The 18,691-nt window shown below is 63.5% G+C and carries 15 protein-coding genes and 1 pseudogene; 6 read left to right on the top strand and 10 right to left on the bottom strand.

Annotated elements, in window-relative coordinates:
- From ACFMO3_RS04595 to ACFMO3_RS04615, 5 genes are all read right to left on the bottom strand, one after another.
- The coding region (locus tag ACFMO3_RS04595) for a GTP-binding protein (protein ID WP_376789400.1) at positions 1-135 on the bottom strand (135 nt) is incomplete at its 3' end.
- Positions 136-178: 43 nt separating this feature from the next.
- Positions 179-2,278, bottom strand: a complete 2,100-nt coding sequence (gene fusA / locus ACFMO3_RS04600) for an elongation factor G (RefSeq protein ID WP_376789263.1) — start codon at positions 2,276-2,278, stop codon at positions 179-181.
- Between the two features lie 355 nt (positions 2,279-2,633).
- Positions 2,634-3,101 (bottom strand): 30S ribosomal protein S7, encoded by a 468-nt coding sequence (rpsG, locus tag ACFMO3_RS04605; RefSeq protein ID WP_322801328.1) that lies wholly within the window; start codon positions 3,099-3,101, stop codon positions 2,634-2,636.
- A 292-nt stretch (positions 3,102-3,393) separates the two neighbouring features.
- On the bottom strand, positions 3,394-4,953 hold the full coding sequence (locus tag ACFMO3_RS04610; protein WP_376789264.1) for a hypothetical protein: 1,560 nt from the start codon (positions 4,951-4,953) through the stop codon (positions 3,394-3,396).
- A gap of 133 nt (positions 4,954-5,086) precedes the next feature.
- Positions 5,087-7,246 carry a hypothetical protein gene (locus tag ACFMO3_RS04615; RefSeq protein WP_376789265.1) on the bottom strand — a complete coding sequence of 720 codons (2,160 nt, stop codon included), beginning with the start codon at positions 7,244-7,246 and terminating at the stop codon, positions 5,087-5,089.
- A 203-nt stretch (positions 7,247-7,449) separates the two neighbouring features.
- On the opposite strand from ACFMO3_RS04615, the gene ACFMO3_RS04620 reads away from it, so the two are divergent.
- From ACFMO3_RS04620 to ACFMO3_RS04635, 4 genes are read left to right on the top strand one after another with little or no spacing between them, the layout of a single operon-like run.
- Positions 7,450-7,824, top strand: coding sequence for a methylglyoxal synthase (locus tag ACFMO3_RS04620; protein WP_376789266.1), 375 nt, complete (start codon positions 7,450-7,452; stop codon positions 7,822-7,824).
- The gene (locus ACFMO3_RS04625) at positions 7,821-8,999 is read left to right on the top strand and encodes a tetratricopeptide repeat protein (protein ID WP_376789267.1); all 1,179 of its coding nucleotides are present in this window, start codon (positions 7,821-7,823) and stop codon (positions 8,997-8,999) included. Before ACFMO3_RS04620 ends, ACFMO3_RS04625 begins: the two co-directional genes overlap by 4 nt.
- Positions 8,972-11,224, top strand: a complete 2,253-nt coding sequence (locus tag ACFMO3_RS04630) for a hypothetical protein (RefSeq protein WP_376789268.1) — start codon at positions 8,972-8,974, stop codon at positions 11,222-11,224. The genes ACFMO3_RS04625 and ACFMO3_RS04630 overlap by 28 nt, the downstream gene beginning before the upstream one ends.
- A gap of 28 nt (positions 11,225-11,252) precedes the next feature.
- Positions 11,253-12,749 carry a sensor histidine kinase gene (locus tag ACFMO3_RS04635; protein ID WP_376789269.1) on the top strand — a complete coding sequence of 499 codons (1,497 nt, stop codon included), beginning with the start codon at positions 11,253-11,255 and terminating at the stop codon, positions 12,747-12,749.
- 312 nt (positions 12,750-13,061) lie between these two features.
- Here the strand turns inward: ACFMO3_RS04635 and ACFMO3_RS04640 are convergent.
- Positions 13,062-13,568, bottom strand: a pseudogene (locus ACFMO3_RS04640) (phosphatase PAP2 family protein); the annotation flags it as partial.
- Between the two features lie 177 nt (positions 13,569-13,745).
- On the opposite strand from ACFMO3_RS04640, the gene ACFMO3_RS04645 reads away from it, so the two are divergent.
- A complete protein-coding gene (locus ACFMO3_RS04645) occupies positions 13,746-14,435 on the top strand; it encodes a metal-dependent hydrolase (RefSeq protein ID WP_376789270.1) in 690 nt (229 codons plus the stop codon).
- A 450-nt stretch (positions 14,436-14,885) separates the two neighbouring features.
- Here ACFMO3_RS04645 and ACFMO3_RS04650 read toward each other — a convergent pair whose 3' ends face one another.
- The 4 genes from ACFMO3_RS04650 to coaE all read right to left on the bottom strand — a co-directional run bounded on the left by ACFMO3_RS04650 (position 14,886) and on the right by coaE (position 16,789).
- Positions 14,886-15,245: a hypothetical protein gene (locus ACFMO3_RS04650; protein ID WP_376789271.1), complete on the bottom strand. Its 360-nt coding sequence runs from the start codon at positions 15,243-15,245 to the stop codon at positions 14,886-14,888.
- A gap of 112 nt (positions 15,246-15,357) precedes the next feature.
- The gene (locus ACFMO3_RS04655) at positions 15,358-15,597 is read right to left on the bottom strand and encodes a hypothetical protein (protein WP_376789272.1); all 240 of its coding nucleotides are present in this window, start codon (positions 15,595-15,597) and stop codon (positions 15,358-15,360) included.
- Between the two features lie 31 nt (positions 15,598-15,628).
- Positions 15,629-16,123 carry a GNAT family N-acetyltransferase gene (locus tag ACFMO3_RS04660; protein WP_376789273.1) on the bottom strand — a complete coding sequence of 165 codons (495 nt, stop codon included), beginning with the start codon at positions 16,121-16,123 and terminating at the stop codon, positions 15,629-15,631.
- 51 nt (positions 16,124-16,174) lie between these two features.
- Positions 16,175-16,789: a dephospho-CoA kinase gene (gene coaE / locus ACFMO3_RS04665; protein WP_376789274.1), complete on the bottom strand. Its 615-nt coding sequence runs from the start codon at positions 16,787-16,789 to the stop codon at positions 16,175-16,177.
- Positions 16,790-17,137: 348 nt separating this feature from the next.
- On the opposite strand from coaE, the gene ACFMO3_RS04670 reads away from it, so the two are divergent.
- Positions 17,138-18,619: an FAD binding domain-containing protein gene (locus tag ACFMO3_RS04670; protein ID WP_376789275.1), complete on the top strand. Its 1,482-nt coding sequence runs from the start codon at positions 17,138-17,140 to the stop codon at positions 18,617-18,619.
- Positions 18,620-18,691: the final 72 nt, after the last annotated feature.

An 18,691-nucleotide genomic window follows, 5' to 3' on the forward strand; every position in this document is an offset into this window, starting at 1 on the left:
CACATACTCCGCTAACCCCCGCAACGATAACACCTTCGTAATCGCCGACGTCAGCGTCGTCTTCCCATGATCAATATGCCCAATCGTCCCTACATTCACATGCGGCTTCGCCCGCACAAACACCGCCTTCGACATCGTTGCACCTCCCTAAGGTGATCTGGATGCAAGATCCTTGCCGCTATCGGCCTACCGGCTTCTTCTCACCCGCTCGAATGATCGATTCCGCGATGTGCGGCGGCACCTCAGCGTAATGGTCGAATTCCATCGAGAAAGTGCCGCGGCCCTGGGTGATCGAGCGCAGGGTGGTCGCATAGCCGAACATCTCGGCCAGCGGCACCAGCGCCCGGATGGCCTGGATGCCTTTCCCTCGGTTCTCGATCCCCTGGATCTGAGCCCGACGGGAGGAGAGATCCCCCACCACATCGCCAGTGTAGGTCTCCGGGACGATGACCTCCACACGCATGATGGGTTCGAGCAGCACCGGAGCGGCCTTCTCCGCCGCGTTCCGGAGCGCCAGCGAGGCCGCCACCTTGAAGGCCATCTCCGAGGAGTCCACCTCGTGATAGGAGCCGCCGACCAGCGTGGCCCGGATATCCGTCAGCGGATACCCGGCCAGCACCCCGGCCTCCATCGCCTCGATCAGGCCCTTCTCGATGGCCGGGATGAACTCCTTAGGGATAATCCCGCCGACGGTGGCATCAACGAACTCAAACCCCTTGCCCCGTTCCAAGGGCTCGAAATCGATGATCACGTGCCCATACTGGCCCCGGCCGCCCGTCTGCCGCACGAAACGCCCCTCCACGCCCTTCACCGGCCGGGTGAACGTCTCCCGATAAGCCACCCGCGGGCGCCCCACATTCGCCTGCACCCGGAACTCCCGCTTCATCCGCTCGATCAGGACCTCCAGGTGCAACTCCCCCATCCCGGAGATGATGGTCTGGCCCGTTTCCGGATCCGTGCGGACCCGGAAAGTCGGATCCTCCTCCGCCAGTTTGCGCAGGGCCTCGCTCAGGCGATCCTGATCCGCTATCGTCTTGGGCTCGATGGCTACGGAGACCACCGGCTCCGGGAAGGTGATGCTTTCCAGGATAATCGGAGCTTCCGGATCGCACAGGGTGTCGCCGGTGAATGTATCCTTCAGGCCCAGCGTGGCCGCGATATCCCCTGCATAGACCTCTTTGATCTCCTCCCGACGATCCGCATGCATCCGCAGGACCCGACCCACACGCTCCCGCTTGTTCCCACGAGTGGAGTTGGTGATCTGCTGGCCTGCCGTGATCTTCCCCGAATAGACCCGGAAATAGACCAGACGACCGACATATGGATCGGTCACCACTTTGAACACCAGCGCGGCCAGCGGGGCGTCGTCCGAAGCCGGCCGGGTTTCCTCTTGACCGGTGATCGGATTCACCCCCCTCACGGGCGGGATATCCACGGGAGAGGGCAGGTAATCCACGATCGCGTCCAGCAGCGGCTGGATCCCTTTATTGCGGAGCGCGGAGCCGCACAGCACCGGGACCAGCTTTCCGGCGATCGTGGCCCGGCGGAGGGCGGCCCGGAGCTCTTCGGTGGTGATGGGCTCGCCCTCCAGGTATTTCATCGTCAGCTCATCATCCGTCTCGGCGATCCGTTCCACCAGAGTCTCCCGGGCCTGCCGGGCTTCCTCCTCCAGGTCGGGGGGGATCGGTTCATAGGCCATCTGGGTCCCCAGCTCATCCACCCAGTAAATCGCCCGCATCTCCAGGAGATCCACCACCCCCCGGAAATCCGCCTCTGCCCCGATCGGGATCTGAATCGGAACCGGATTCGCCCCCAGGCGATCCCGGATCATCTGGATCGTGTTCCAGAAATCCGCTCCCACCCGATCCATCTTGTTTACGAAACAGATGCGGGGAACACCGTAACGATCCGCCTGACGCCACACCGTCTCGGATTGAGGCTCCACCCCATGCACTGCGTCAAAAACAACGACACCCCCGTCCAGCACACGCAGGCTCCGTTGGACCTCAGCGGTGAAATCGATGTGCCCGGGGGTGTCGATGATGTTGATCTGGTGTCCCCGCCAGTAACAGGCTACTGTCGCAGCAGTGATGGTGATCCCCCGCTCGCGCTCCAGTTCCATATAATCCGTAACCGTGGTCCCCTCATCGACGGAGCCCAGCTTATAGGTTTTGCCGGTATAGAACAGGATGCGTTCGGTGGTGGTGGTTTTGCCCGCATCGATATGAGCGATGATTCCGATATTCCGAATCTTATCAATGGGAACTTCCCGCGGCATCTCTCCTTGCTCCTGTAACTCTGTCGGATGAGCTGGATGGACGCAATGGAACATTGAGGGGAAATCAAGCCCTTTCTCCTCTCCCTTGTTGTCCCGTCTGTCCCAAAAAGATTTTCCGGCCAGATGCCTTTAGCGGCTGGCCCATTTTTCGGAAACCGGCGGGAAACCAGCGGGTTGTTCAGCGACAGGGTCACGGCTCTAAGCCGTCTCGCCTGCCGCGAACGGCCATCCTCTTCCACAGACCGACGCCGTTGGGCTTCTGCAGGAGAGCCCTTCCCCCGAGAGGGTTAACGGCGTAACGCCGATCCGGAAATCTCGGGAAGGGAACACCCTTCCCCAAGCCGGGATCGGCCGCTCACCACCGATAATGCGCAAAGGCCCGGTTGGCCTCCGCCATGCGATGGGTATCCTCACGTTTTTTAACCGCCGCCCCCGTCCCATTGGCCGCGTCGATCAGCTCGGCCGCCAGCTTCTCGATCATTGACTTCCCAGGACGTTCCCGGGCAGCGTTCACAATCCAGCGCAGCGCTAAGCTGACCTGGCGATCCGGCGGCACCTCCAGAGGGATCTGATAGGTGGCACCGCCCACCCGGCGCGGGCGAACCTCCAACAGGGGCTTGGTGTTCGCCAGGGCTTTCTCAAAAATCTCCATGGCCGGCCGCCCGGTGCGGCGCTCGATTAAATCGAAAGCGCTGTAGACAATCCGCATCGCCAGGCTCTTTTTGCCATTCATCATCACTTTGTTGATCAGCTTGGCGACCAACACGCTGTTATAGCGGATATCAGGAGCGATCTCTCGTTTCGGTGCACGACCCCGTCGCATGGATCTCCTTCCTGTCGACCGAGATGCATTCGTCTGCCTCGGGGAGGACAAATGGATCTCCTCTGGATTCCGGAAGCTCCGAAGAGCCGTTCGTTACCACCCTGCTGGGCTTGCCACACTGCGGAACGCCCTCGCAGCACGGCAGCGGGAGAGAGGATCCCGGGGAAGCCCTACCCGGCAGACGCAACGCAAAATTATAGCGGCAGAGGGAAAACCTGTCAAACCACGCAAGAACGAGGTTCCAACGATCAGCGATCGCTGGAACCCGCTCCAATAACGTCCTTGAAAAGCGCTAGCGGGAAGTTTCCTGCCAGAAGAGGAAGAGAATCCCCGCGATCACCAGTGCCCACAGCCACATCACAGCGGGGTGGCTGAGAAATTCCAGACCCTGCTGCAAAGCCCTGGCAGGATGGGAGATGAGATGCGTGAGGCCCTCATACATCCATTCCAGCGATAGGAACGGACGCACCCGGGCCCAGCCCCGAGCCGCTGCGTGCAACTTATCCGCCTGCCATAGGCCGATGATCCCCAGCCCGAGACTCGTGAGCAGGGGAAGGCGAAAAACCACCGGCACATCTTGCCAGGCCCCGAACAGCCCGCCCAGTGAGATCAACCCGAACATCCCTAGCGCCAGGGCAAGGCCATAAGCGGCTCGCCCGATTCGTTCGGAAGGCAGAGGCTCCTCCACCGCCCGAAGCCAGTCCCGGCATAGAGCGCCCAGCAGCAAAGCTGAGGGAATCGTCAGGAGGGGCCAGGCCCAGAAAGGCCATGCCTGAAAGGGAGCCACAGCGATCCGCATGCCCGGCATCATGGGCAGGCCGGCGATCGTCAGGATCGCCGCCAGGGCCGGAACCCCCCACAGGGACGTTCGATCGAAGGGACGGCCAGCGAAGATCAGCGCAAAGCCAACCGGCCACAAGATGGCCGCCAGCGGAGCGACATCCGGATGGGCCAGCCCGGCCAGCGCCCACCAGGCGGCGCTTCCCCATGCCGCCTCCACCAGCCCCGCCCGCGGATCAGGCTCCGCCCATGCCCAGAGTCCCCCCAGTAGAGCCGTCACCGCCAGAGCCGTGGCCACCCACGGCATCCCCGGCCATGCGCGGATCCAAGGGACAAGATGGCCCCATAGCATCAACCCCACGGCAGTCGGCAAGACATACAACAAGGCGACGCGATGGACCTCATCGGCCAGCTCCGGCGGGCGCCCGACATGAAACGGGTAAATATCCAGGCGGATCAGCACGGCGAGCACCAGGAAGGGGAGCGGAGCGATCCCCTCCATGCGGCTCCAGAAGAGGCTGTCGCCGGAACGCCAGATCTGCCAGGCCGCCGCCCAGAGGCTCAAAAGGGCTGCCCCGTTCACCAGGCCGGCCATAACCGCCCGATCCGCGACGGCCTGGCCCCGCCGAATCAGAAGGAAAGCCAGGAACATCGCGTCCAGGGCGGCCCAGGCCATGAGAAGGGTGAAGAGATCTGCCGTGAGGGCAGCCCCGGTGGCCACAATCACCATCCCGAGGGCCAGGGCCCGCGGCCATCCCCGGCCCTGACCGGGATGGGCCACCCACATCCAGGCCACCAGGAGCCCAGCCAGCAGAACCCCCAGGCCCTGCCCCCAGACCGAAGGAGTGAGACGGAAGACCCAAGCCGTCTGAAAGACGGAGAAGGGCCGCTCCAGGCGCAGGGCAACTTCCTGGGGAGGCTGGCGCCACGCCAGCAGCCAGAGCCCCAGGGCTCCGGTGAGGGCGAGGCCCATGGCCAGGCTGGCCCCCCGCCGGCCGAGAAGCCGTCGCCCTACTCCAACGCCCAGGATCCCGATCCCCATGGTTATCCACGCCAGGATAATCCACTCCATCGCTCTGAGTTCTCCTCCCCCCTTCATCAACCGCCACCATGCACACCGAAGCCTGAAGAATGGGCCCTTAACCTCGTGGGACCATTCCTTTCGAGGGGCCCCTTTTGGAGACCCTGATCAGATCACCGTTGGGCTAAGGCCCCTTCATGATCACAGGAAGCCAGACGCGACGATCCAGGATCCGCTCCTCGATCCACACGAGGCGATTGTCCCCTTCATGGCTGAGGATGGCAAGCCGGGCAACGGGATCAAAGACCATATCCCGCGGGAAGATCCCGGTGGTGATGATCTTCCGAACGCTGGGGCCCTCCAGGGCTGCGATCTGGAAATCGCCGGCCACATACGTTAGCCGGCTCCAGGGGCTGACCCAGATCCGACGGGGTTCGAAGGGGAGAGAGATGGTGAAGGCCCATTGCGTCCCGGTCAGCACGGCCACCTGACGGGTCCCACTCAAGGCCACGTAGACCCAGCCGGATTCCGGATCCGCCCCGAGGGCCACGGGCACCCCCCGGACCGTTCGACGGGCCACGCGCGTGGGGCCCTCCAGGATCCACACCGTGCCGGTGGTCCCGATCCCAGATCCCACATAGGCCAGGCCGTTCGCCGGCTGCACCGTTAGGGCCCGGGGAGGATACACTTCCCCCGTCGTGGTCAGCCAGAAAGAAGCCGTGATGGGATTGGTCAAAGAGAAAACCGCCACCTGAGCGCTGCCCCTCACATAGAGGTAATGGCGTCCAGGATCCACCGCGATCTCCTCAACGGGAAGCCAGAACGGCATGTCCCCGATCGGAAGGGTGTGGACCGTCGTCCCCGTGATCGCCAGCAGCCACGGCTGGTCCGAGGCCCCTCCCCAGACCACGCCATGCGCCGGATCCGAAAACAGGGTCGAGACAGAAGCGCTCAGGGGCTGGGTGATCCATTCTCCCTCGCGAAGGATCCATAACAACGGGAACTGAGGATGCGCCACATATACCCATCCGGTTCCCGCGTCCACCGTCATCCATCGTTTCGAAGGCAAAAGAATCGAAGAGCTCCATGGGGCAAGATGACTAACCGTTAGGACTTCAGTTCCGGACAGGACATACAATGTGCCTTCGAACGTGTTCAGGGCGTAAAGCCGCTTCCCGTCGGGAGAGAGCGCCAGGGAGCCTAGGCCGAACCCATTTGGGTATTCGGCAACCGGAGTGGTCCGACTGAGCACCCGAAGATCCGTGGACAGCCCGGGCTCGGATGCCTTCCCGGTTATGTAGACCCACTGGGAGGGGGTGGCCGCGATGAAGCGAGGACGAACGGGCATGGGGATCACGGTTAAGCGGGACAGCTCGCGGGAGAAGATGTGGATCTCTTGATCGAAGAAAGCCCCCACCACGATCTCCCCAGAGGAGGGGATGACACCGATCGGATTGTAACCGTGCGGGAAGGGAATACGGGTGATCACCTCCGTCCGCGAGAGGACCGTGATGAAATCCGGAATCTGATGGGTCGCATACGCTCGCTCGCTATCTGGATCCACCGCGATCTCGTGGGTCTCGGTCACCGGGAGGGTGGCGCTCACCGAGCGGCCGTGGAGGATCTTCATCTCGTTCTCGCTGGCCACATAGGTGAGGCGGCTGTAAGGATGATAGACGATGAAGCGAAGGGAGCCATTCAGAGGAAGGGAGGCCACCCGCTCCGTCCCGTTCAGGATCCACAGCCTCTGGGTGCCGGTGTAAACGCCCAGATACAGATCCCCGCTCTCCGGATGCGGGACTGGAAGAGACGCGCCGGGAGCGCTCATGATCGTTAGAACGGACGTGGCGCTGATGACGGCCAGGTGGGTCGAGATCGGCGGATAGGGGTCTGCCTGCATGGTCACATACAGCAGCTGGGTCCGGGGATGGAAAACCCCTCCAGTCACCGTATACGGCAGGTTCACCCACGCGATCGGGATGGTCCCGCTCATGATCACCACCGAGCGGCCATCCGCTGTGAACCAGTGCGGGGTTTGCGCATGGAAACTCATGGCGCAGAAGCCGGGCACGATCTCCCGGAGCGCGGCGCCCCGGAGGACGGTGGCCCCGCCGGCCCGGCAGATCCACACATCTCCGGAGACCGGATGGACTCTGGCGACCCCCGGAGATAAGCCCGGTCCGGGATCCAGGAGGGTTTCGGCGAGGGGAACCGGGACCACCGGATCCGAGGGGGAGGCGATCGAAACGGAGAAATGGTTTGCCTGGATGGGCTGGAGACCGATCAGGGCGGCCAGCAACAGGAAACCGCTGAGGACAAGACCTCCCACGAGAAGGATGCGCATGGAGCGACCTCCAACCTTTCAGAGCTCCACGGAGGGGAAGCATCCGGCTCCCAGTATAACCGGAGGACGTTCCCGATGGGAATCGGAGAGCAGGCGAGAAGCCCCGGATGTTCCGGAGCTCGTGAACCGCGTGGCCGGCCCTCCCCCGCATCCGATTGAGCTAAACTCGATAAGGAAATCCATCCTCATCCGGATCGCCGGCCATGCCCAAGCGGATCGCGATCATCGCCCACGATGGAAAGAAAGGGGAGCTGGTGGAGTGGGCCCGGCACGAGCGGGACCGCCTGGCCCGCTATGATCTGGTGGCGACGGCGACAACTGGGCGCACGCTCCAGGAAGCCCTGGGCCTGGAAGTGGCCTGCGTCCGCTCCGGTCCCCAGGGAGGGGATGCCCAGATCGCCGCGATGGTGGTAGAGGGGAAGATCGACGCCGTGATTTTCCTGGTGGATCCCCTTTATGCCCACCCCCACGAACCGGACATCCGCACAGTGATGCGGCTGTGCAATGTGCATAACGTTCCGCTGGCCACCAACCTGGCCACCGCCTCGATGGTCCTCCGGGGGCTGGAGGAAGGATGAGCCGGCGCCGCTGGCTGTTCTGGCTGGTCCTGGATCTCGTGGCCCTGGCCGTTCTGATCTGGATCGATCGGTCGCTGGGGGCGAACCGTTCGCCAATCGGTGAAGGCGCTCCCCCCACCCCGACTCCCTCCGCGGCTCATTATGCTCAGCAGGCAGAAGCCGCCTACCGGGCAGGGGATCTCCGGCGGGCAGAGGAAAGCTACCGGCTGGCCCTTTCCCTGGAACCCGAAAATCCAGCCCGGTATCCTCCTCTGATCCGCCTTCTGGCGTTCAGCAATCGCCTGGAAGAAGCAGCAACCTGGATGGAACGCGCCCGACGGCTGGCCCCGGAGGATCCCATGGTCCTCGGGATGGCGACGCTGATCCTGGACTGGCAGGGGAAGATCCCGGAAGCGCTCCAGGCGGGGGAGCAGGCCATCGCCCGGGCACCGGAATCCGCCCCCCTCCACGCCTATCTGGCGGAAGCCTACGCGGACGCCCATCGTCCGCAAGCGGCCCTGGCTGCGGCCCAGAAAGCCCTGTCCCTGGATCCAGAACATCCGGACGCCCATCGAGCGCTGGGCTATGTGTATGAGACGATGGGGCGCTACGCCGAGGCCATGGCGGCCTATCGGGAAGCCCTGACCCGGGACCCCCATATGGTGATCGTTTGGCTGGCCCTGGGGCGCAACGCCCTGGTTCTTCGCCAGACCCCAGTCGCGGTGGAGGCGTTCCAGCGAGCGGCCGCCCTGCGGCCTGAGGACCCGCGGGTTCTGGATGAGCTGGGCTGGCTCTATTACAACCTAGGGCGTCTGGAGGAGGCCCAGCAAACCCTGGAGCGGGCGCGAACCTATGGCCCCGATGACTGGCGGATCCTTTACCATCTGGGGATCATCCTGTATGCCCGCCGCCGGTATGAGGAGGTCGTTCGGGAGGATCATCTCCCCCGAGGCATCGCCCGGCTCCAGGAGGTCCTGCGCCAAGAAGGAAAGGCCTGCACCCCAGAGACGGTGAGCGAGGAACCCCGTTGCGCCCGTCTGGTGGAGATGGCCTACATCCTGGGGCTCTCTCAGTATTATCTGGGGGATTGCGAAAAGGCGCGCCCCTGGTTCGCGCTTGCGCTTTCCCTCTCGCCCCAGGAGGAAAACGCATCGAAGGGCCTTCGATTGTGCGAGGAAAGCCACGGACGGCCGTAGTGGAGATCCCGGATCCGCTTTTTCATCTCCGGCAAACTCTCATGAACGCCCGACGCCTCAGCCAGCCCCATTCGATTGGATCCAGCCAGCGGGGATCCCCAGCGATCCCTCTGGGTCTGCTCGCTCTTTTCTTCGCGCTAGGGCTGATCGCACTTCCTTCAGCCTTTGTGCACAACGACGAGGCCCATGGAGCCATCGTCCTGATCTACAATCTGCCGGACACTCTGCGAGCGGTGGCCCGGGACAGCCACCCGCCCCTCTATTATGTTCTGCTCTGGGGATGGCTCCGGCTGGTTCCGCACCCCTTCGCCCTGAAATTCGTTTCGCTGTTCTTCGCCCTCCTGGCCCTCGCGCTCGTTTACCGTCTGGTAAGGGCGGCGGCCGACCAGCGCACCGCAGCGCTGGCGATGCTCCTGCTCGGGCTGAACCCGCTGTTCTTCGCCATGGCTACGATCGGCCGGATGTATTCCATGGCGATTGCCTGGAGCGCCCTGGGGGCATGGCATGCCCTGCGTGGGCGTGATCGGGGATGGTTACTCAGCGCCTGGGGGTTGACCCTTACCCACTTCTATGGGGTCTTCTTCCTCCCCGCCCAGCGCCTTCTAGCCCGGGGTCCGCGCGCCTGGTTTCGAGAAACCCTCCTCATCACCCTGGCAACCCTTCCCCTGCTCCTCTGGTCGATCGGGGCGCTGGGCCCCTCGCTGGCCCATACGGTGCAGACCCTGGCGCGGATCCCCATTCGCCCTACCCCTTTCGAAGTTCTGGCCAACCTGATGGGCGCTCTGGGGATCGGCATTGGAGCCGATGGGCTGCTGGGCGGGGTCGGGGCCATGCTCACGGCTGTTGAGATCGGGGCGGCGATCTCCGCTCAAACCCTCCGCCCCGGGCTGGCGATGGTCCTTCCCATCGGGATCGGGCTGGCGCTGGCCCTCCGTTTCCCCTTCTATGCCGCCCGTTATTTTTCCCCGATCCTGCCTTTCTATGTATGGATGCTGGCCACCGGCTGGAGCCGCCGATGGCGGCGCATCCTGACCCCCCTTTTCCTCATCCTGGGGATTTACGGCATCGGGCGAACGTGGGCGGTTTATGAGAACGCGCCGATTTATGTCGAAGCCCAGCGGGAGCTCTACGCCACCCTCCATACCCTTGCCTATCCGACCGATCGCCTGGTCTTTCATGGGTACTGGAACCAGGCGGAAATGGCCCTCTTCTACCCGGAGACCCGACCCCGCCTGCGCTCGCTGGAGGATTTCATTCGCCAGGAGGGTCGGCTGCATGAGCCCACCTGGTTGATCGGTGTGACCTTCTTCCAGGAACTTTACCGGCCGGTGGCGGAGGCCCTCGCCCGACAGGGACCATTTGACCGCCATGCCTGGTATCCCATGGCGGAAGTCTTCCGCTTCGTGCCATGGCCGGACTCCCTATCTTGGCAGCCTCTCCATGTCCGCTTTGAGGAGGGGATTCGCCTGGAGGCCATCGCCTTGCTGGATCCGGTTGCCGAGCCCCGGAGGAGCATTCGGATCGCCCTGCGCTGGCGGGCCGATCACCCGGTTGCCCACCGTTACGTGGTTTTCGCCCATCTCTGGGATTCAGAGGGGCGCTACCGGGCCGGGACGGACCGCGAACCGGCGCCGCCCACGGAGGCGTGGGAGGTCGGGTTGCCCATCACCCAGACCATCGCCATCGGCGTGCCGCCCTTTCTGCCCGCCGGCCAGTATCGGGTCGCGATCGGCCTGTATGAGCCGGTGGGATCTGGATGGCGGCGCCTGCGAACCGAAACGGGGGAGGATGCGGTATCGATCGGCTTCGTCGAGATCCGTCCGCTGCTCGACGAATCCCATCGTCCGGGACCCACGCTCCCCATCGGGATCACCATACTGGAAAGCCAGGCGTGGCACACGGAGATCGACGGCACGCCGCGATGGCGGGTGCATCTCGTCTGGCGAGCGGATCGGCCCATGGAAGAGGATACACACCGCTTGCTCCTTCGATCCCCTGACGGGATCGTAGTGGGCCTGACGCCTCCTGAAGGGTGGTTCCCAGGGGCTCGATCGGCGGGCGAGGTCGTGGCGGAGATCTGGGAGTGGAAAGAACCGCTTGCGCCGGGACGTTATCAGGTATTCTGGGAAGGAGGAGGCAATTTCGCCCTTCTGACGTTTCGAGTTCCACCCGATGGTTATCGATGGAATTATGACTGGATTTTCCTGAATCGCCTTCCCTGGTGATGGGACTCCGGGCAAAAGGAGAGCGGGGATGATCCGGGATCTGTTCCTGAATCAGGAGCCGGCCTTTCGGTTCTTCGCCGGTCTTGTCTATTACACGCTTGGCCTCAGCCTGATCTTGCAATCTCGGGGTCACAGCCGCCTGCGCCTGGCCCGCAGCCTCCCCTGGCTGGCCGGCTTCGGGATCCTCCATGCCATCTATGAATGGAGCGGGGCGCTCCTCCTACCCGTTCGCTCGCCCCTCACAGCGGAGGAGGCGAGCCTGTTCATGATCGGGCGGATCATAAGTCTGGCGCTGGCTTTCTTTTGCCTTTTCGAGTTTGGCGCTGACATTGTGGCTCCCCTCGGCCCGCGCTGGCTATGGCTGCGGTCCATCGGGATGATCCTCTTCCTGGGATGGAGCGCAGGGGCCTTCGCCCTCGGCCTTCTTTCTGCTCTTTCCCTGTGGCAATGGGCACGCTGGGTGGAGGCCGGCGCGCGTTGTCTCCTGGGATTGCCCGGCGGATTGCTGGCGGCCTATGCCCTGCGCCGCCATACCTTCCATCTCCTGGTTCCCATGGCCCAGCCGCACATCATCGGGATGCTCCGCACCGCTGGGCTGGCCATCGCCGCCTACAGCCTTCTGGCCGGCCTCGTTGGGCCTGCGATCCCGGTCTTCCCACTGGATCGGATCCATGAAGAAGCCCTGCAAGATCTCACCGGCGTCCCCATCTTCCTGTTGCGCAGTCTCACAGGGATCGTGCTGGTGGGGGGCATGCTGCGCGCCTTGGAGATCTTTGAGATCGAACTGAGCAGCCGGCTGAGCAGCCTGGAGGAAGCCCAGATCCTGGCCAGCGAGCGGGAACGGATGAGCCGGGAATTGCATGATCGCACCCTCCAGATGATCTACGGGGCCGGCCTGCTGGTTCGCAATGTTCAGGCTCAGATGGAACCTGCCGCCGCGAGGGCCCTTGATCCGGTGGTTCGCCTGCTGGACCAGGCGGTGCAGAGCCTGCGGGAGATCCTTCAGGAACTCCAGGCCCGCCCGGCCATGGCCAGCCTGATCGATGGACTGGAGCGCCTCATTCGGGAGTACGGCCTGCCGGCTCTCATGGATGTAGAGACCGAATGGGAGATCCCCTCAGATGCCCAATTGCCCCCGGCTCAGTTGCGTCATATCCTGGCCATCGTTTCCGAAGCCTTAAGCAACGTTGTCCGCCATGCCCGAGCCCGACGGGTCCACATCCGCGCCGCTCTGCACAATGACCTGCTGCAGATCCGGATCGCCGATGACGGCCGAGGATTCGGCCCGGAAGTCCAGCCCGGCTTCGGCCTGCGCAATATGGAGGAACGCGCCCATCTACTGAATGGACATCTGGAGATCCAGAGCCAACCCGGCGCAGGGACTACAGTGATCTTAGAGGTCCCATGGTTGGGAATCCGTCGGGAGGCGCTCCATCGCCCGACGGGGCCGAGCCAGCCCCAGCCGGCGGAAGACGATCGGCGCGCCCCAGGTCACCCAGAGCCCGATCCCCGCATACCGCAATAACCGGAGGGCCGGCTCCTCGGAAAGGAAAGATGGGAGGAGAGCAAACATGGCGGTCAGGCCTCCATAGATCACCCCCAGGGTGACGAGACCGATCCCCAGACGCAACCCCCGCTGCCATAACGGTCCGCCTGGGTGGAATCCGTTCCCACCGGATTCCTGGATCGCCCCCCATGCCATGCCCAGCCATGCGCCGAGCGGGGCCGCCGTTTCCCGGGTTCGATGAACAAGAAAAAGGAGGATCACCGCCCCCGTGGCGAGCAGTGCGCTCTGCCCGCGAGAAGTGGCCAGCCGGCGGACCACCCAGGGGGCGACATACACCATCAGGAGCGCCACCAGTATCCCAACCCCCCAGCCGACCAGCACGTCGTGGAGAAAATGCACGCCCAGGAGGATTCGTGAGAGGCCAATGAGAAAGACGAGCCCGATCGCGAGGATCGTGAAAAGCGGATGCCCGACCATCCCCGCCAGCGTTCCCCAGAGGGCGGCGGCGCTCACAGCATGCCCACTGGGCAGCCCATATCCCAGACTCTCTCCGCCGGGCAACAGCACTCGAACTTGATCCGGGGCGACCTGGAAGGGGCGGGGCATGGCGAAGAGATCCTTTAAGACGAACGTGAGGTAACTGCCCAGCAAAAGACCGGTGGCCGTATAGAGGGCCTCACGCTTCCGATAGCCCCACAACAGGGCAGAAAGGATGAGGAGGAACGCCTGCTCCTCCCCCAGGAACGACATCACGCGCCAGAAGGCGATGGCCCATGGAGGCTGAAGCCTCTGCAGTTGAGCGATCCACTCAATTTGCCAGCGCATCCAATCCGACATCCGGATCCTCCAGAGAAGGATGAACCATTCCACCGACTCCCGCCGCCCAGCCAGCGGCGCGATCCTTCACCGAAGCGGGCAAAAGGCTGGAAAAGGATCGCAGGTTACTGTGAATTCAGCTATCATGATAAAGAAACAAGGACAACTCCCCTTCCACCCCGGAATAAGGAGGTGCTTATGGCCATTCGGATCACCTGGTATGGCCATGCTGCCTTTCTGATCGAGAGCGACGGCAAGCGCATTCTGATCGATCCTTTCCTCAGCGGCAACCCCATGGCTCCCGTGAAAGCAGAGGAGGTCCATGCCGATGTGATCCTGATCACCCATGGCCATGCAGATCACGTGGGGGACGCGGTGGACATTGCCCGGCGAACTGGGGCCCTGGTGATCAGCAACTATGAAATCATCTCATGGTTTCAGAGCAAAGGGATTCCGAACACCCATCCCCTGCACATCGGCGGAGGCCGCGATTTCGACTTCGGCCGGGTGAAGCTCACCCCCGCGCTCCACGGTTCCGTCCTGCCCGATGGATCGTATGGTGGAAACCCGGCGGGGATCTTGCTCTACCTGGGGAAGCATCGGATCTACCACGCCGGCGACACCGGCCTGTTCGGAGACATGAAGCTCATCGGCGCGGAGAAGCTGGACCTTGCCCTCCTGCCCATTGGGGATAACTTTACGATGGGCCCGGCGGATGCCCTGGAGGCGGTTCGCCTTCTGAAGCCGAAAGTCGTCATCCCCATGCACTATAACACCTGGGAATTGATCCAGCAGGATCCCCACGCTTGGGCCCGGAAGGCAAAGGCCGCCGTGAAGGGTTTGAAAGTGGTGGTGCTGGAACCAGGCGGATCCTTCGAGCTGAAGTAAGCGACCTGAAGGGGGCATGTTCATCGTCGGCCTCCTCGGGGAGGGCGAGGCAGCGGCAGGGCACCCCGCACGCCATACCCCCGCCGGGAATCCACCGGAGAAGAGGGAGGCTGAGAGGTCCCTCCGGGAATTTTCGGCATTTGCCTTCTCCGGGGATTTTGACTTACAATGAGGACAGCCCGGCCATGTGCGTGAGGTCGTGCTCAGCGGCTTGCGCCAACACCTGATAGAGCGGGGGCCGGACTCTGGCCCGGGGACGCGTTAGACGGCCTGCGCGCGGGGCCCGTCCAGGCGGCAACCGGCAGGAGGTCCCCACTTGAGCGAGAGGGTGCATCAGCCCGGCGGCCCACGGCATGGCGGGGCTTTTTGTTTTCCGAACAAGCGCTGTTTGTTTCCAGTGGGTCTGTCCTTACCCCCAGGTCCTCCCCGACGGGCCTGCCGTCGGTGGGATTAGGCGCGATGGGTCTCCAGCCAGTCAGCCAGCGCCCAGCGTTGCCCGGTCACTTCATCCAGCTGTCGAGCGAGCGCCAGCGCTCGAACCCGCAGGCCGGCGGCCTCCTCACCGGCCCCAACTGCATCCACCGCTAGGGACCACCAGCCCAGGATCGCCCGGGCCAGCAGGCGGATCGCCTCATAAGAGGGTTGGGAGAAGCTCTCGGCCAGATTCTCCAGCGCTGCTTCCGCTGTGGCCTGTACCACAGATCCTTCTGGACCAGCAGCCCGGGCGCGTGCCCACATGTTGAAGACATCCAGCCAGCTGAACAGGTCCTGGGCGGACCGAATCTCTTTCAACGCCTCCAGAAGTTCCATAACAGGATCCTTTCATTGCCCCCTGGGCCTTTCAGGCTTGGAGGAGAGGAAAGGAGAAACACCCCCCGTGGACGAACAAAAGCCGAAACGGCTGCGGGCAGAACCTTTGGGCTTATGGCTTCGATGACGGACCAGAGGAGCCTGTCTCTTCCTCTTCATCCTCCCAACTGATGATCCAGACACACAACCCGGCCAGCACGATGGTCGCGATCACCAAGGCCAGGAGCTGAGAGGGAGTCAACCCCACGTCCCGTGCCGACCACAGGAGGATGGCCACCATCCCGATGGCCAGGGCGATCCACGCGGCCAGGCGAGGATGCCGTTCCGCAAATCCTTTGATGGCGGCCCACATCGCGCGTTCCCTCCTTAGGAGGATGGGTGCTTCAAATCGGTCGTGTGACGCGCTCGGCGCGGATCTGCTTGATCAACGCCACGCGACCGAAAGCATCGAATTCATGGGCGGCCTCTCGCCACGGTTCGGATAAGCTTTCCTCCGGCCACCGGGTATACCCCAGACCCATATAAAAGGCAAGAGCTCCAGAGGACATCTCTGGGGAAACGTAAATCATGCAAGCCTCGCACTCCAGACGGCGCGCTTCCTCTTCGACGGCCTCGATGAGCTGCCGGCCGACCGTGGGCCGCAGATCAAGAGGATCAACCACGAAATCCAGAATGCGGGCCACCAGGTTCTCCACCCGCCAGCTAATCAGGCCAACCAGCTCCCGCTCTGGGTTGAAGGCCAGCAGCATCCCCCGCTCGGCCAGCCGATCAAACACCTCATCCCCGGAGGGATCCAATCGTCCCCGGGTGGCCCGGCGGACGAGATCCCGAATGGCGTCCACATCCGCAGGTCGAGCCCGACGAATGGTGATTTTCACAGTTCCTCCAGCGCGTAGGATGAAATCGCCGCGGAGCCCTTTCAACGTTCCTCAACTATGGATGCACGGGTCCACCCATTCGCGCCATGCACGCTCAACCTGACGACGGGTCATTTCCAGATCCCCACTGTTATCGATGATGACATCGGCATGCCGGATCTTTTCCTCTTGGGGAGGCTGGGCATGAACCCGAATGCGGGCCTCCTCCTCCGCGAACCCGCGCTCGATCACCAGGCGACGGATCTGCTCAGGCTCCGGGCAGGTGACCACCCACAGGGTATCGCAAGCCCAGGCCAACCCAGACTCGATGAGCTTGATCGCCTCGATGACAATCGCAGGGGCTTGTGAACAGGCCTGAACCCGTCGCTGAATCTCCTCCAGCACCGCCGGATGAACGACGGCTTCCAGATCCTGCATGGCGCGGGGATCCCGGAAGACGATCGCCCCCAGACGTCGGCGATCGATCTCCCCATCCGGCCCAAGGATTTCCTCCCCAAAGCGGCGGAGGATGGATTCATAGGCCGGAGTGCCCTTCCGGATCACCTCATGGGCGATCGCGTCCGCATCTATGATATATGCCCCCTTCTCCGCCAGCATGCGGGCCACCGTGCTTTTGCCACATGCGATATTCCCGGTCAGGCCAATCAAAACTGGTCGCTTCCCCATCCGATGCTCCACAAGCCCCCAGCTTCCGGTTCAGGCCGTGAGCCTGAAGAGGCAAACGCCGCGGATGCCCCTTTCTTCCATACCGAGCCAGGGCCCCCCCAGGGAAAGGGTGTGGGAAAGCGGACACCCACCTTTGTCGATCGAAGCCGAACGGCGTGGGTTTTATGATAATGATAACGCTCTATTTGAAAGTCGGAGGATGGGAATAGCAGGCCCGCCGAAGGCGGCCCATGCCCTGAGATCCAGGGAGTTGGAGAGATCATCCGAATCCCGTTAAACTTAGGTGGGAAAAGCGTTCCCCGACTGGAATAGAAGATAAACCCATCCGCTCATCCAAGGGGGATTCCGATGTGGAAAGCTTACTACACTCCCGTGTCCCTGGAGGAGGTTCTGAGCCTGCTGGCGGAATATGGCAACCGGGCGCGGATCATCGCCGGGGGCACCGATTTGCTCCTGGAGCTGGAAAGGGGTCAGCGCCCCGGCGTGGAGATCCTGATTGACATTACCCGGATTCCCCACCTGGATGCCATCACCATCGGCCCGGATGGGCGCCTGCATCTGGGGCCTCTGGTCACGCATAATCAGGTGGTGGCCTCCCTCCTCTGCCGCGAGCGGGCCTTCCCGCTGGCCCGGGCTTGCTGGGAGGTGGGATCCCCCCAGATCCGGAATCGGGGCACGGTGGCCGGCAACCTGATCACCGCCTCGCCGGCGAATGACACCATCGTGCCCCTGTGGGCTATGGAGGCCACCGTGACCCTCCAAAGCGTGCGGGGCCGGCGCACCCTCTCCTTCGAGGAGTTTTATCAGGGAGTCCGCCGGACGGCCATGGCCCCTGATGAGATGCTGGTGGACATCGCGGTTGAGCCCCTGAAGCCGAACGAGCGAGGAACTTTCCTCAAGCTGGGATTGCGCCGGTTTCAGGCGATTTCCGTGGTCAGCGTCGCCGCTATCGTCGCTCTGGATGGCGACCGGGTAGTCCGGGCCCGGATCGCCCTGGGGGCGGTGGCACCGACCATTGTCCGGGCTCGGGAAGCGGAGGCATTCCTGCAGGGGCAACGCTTGACCGAGGACGTGATCCAACAGGCGGGGGAACTCGCCCAAGCCGCAGCCCGCCCCATCGACGATATCCGCGGGCCGGCCTGGTATCGCGCGGAGATGGTCCGGGTGCTCACCATGCGCGCCCTGCGCCAGCTGCGGGAAGGAACCGAGCGGATGGGCTTCCCCGAGCGTCCGGTGCTGCTCTGGGGGCGCTCCGACGGGCAGCCCCGCCCCTGGCTCTCCATCCCCTCGGAGCTCATCACCTGGAACGGCCGGGTTCGTCATCAGGCGGAGGGCCCCGAGCCGATCGTTACCACGGTCAACGGGCGTCGCTATAGGGTGCATGGCGCCAGCGACAAGACCCTCCTGCGCATGCTGCGGGAAGATCTGGGGTTGGTGGGCACGAAGGAGGGATGCGCCGAGGGAGAATGTGGAGCATGCACGGTGATCCTGGACGGCATGGCGGTCATGTCCTGCTTGGTCCCAGCGCCCCGAGCCCATGGGGCGGAGATCGTGACTGTGGAAGGCGTGGCGGCCGGGGAGAACCTTCACCCGCTGCAGGCCGCTTTCATCCGCCAGGGAGCCGTCCAGTGCGGATACTGCACGCCAGGCTTTATTATGTCCGGCGTTGTGTTGCTGGAAGAAGTGCCCCAACCCACGTTGGAGGAGATCCGTCAAGCTTTTGCGGGGAATCTCTGCCGATGTACAGGCTATTACAGCATCATCCGCGCGGTGGAAGAAGCCGCCGGCGGGAGGGGCTCAACGGTCCGGAAGGAGCCGGAGACCCCCTGAGCGCTTTCCATGCTTTCTATGGCTGCGCGCCTCTCGGCGCGATCGGATGAGCTCTTCAGCGGAGGAATCCAA

This window comes from Thermoflexus sp. (genome assembly GCF_042408815.1).
Lineage (GTDB): Bacteria > Chloroflexota > Anaerolineae > Thermoflexales > Thermoflexaceae > Thermoflexus.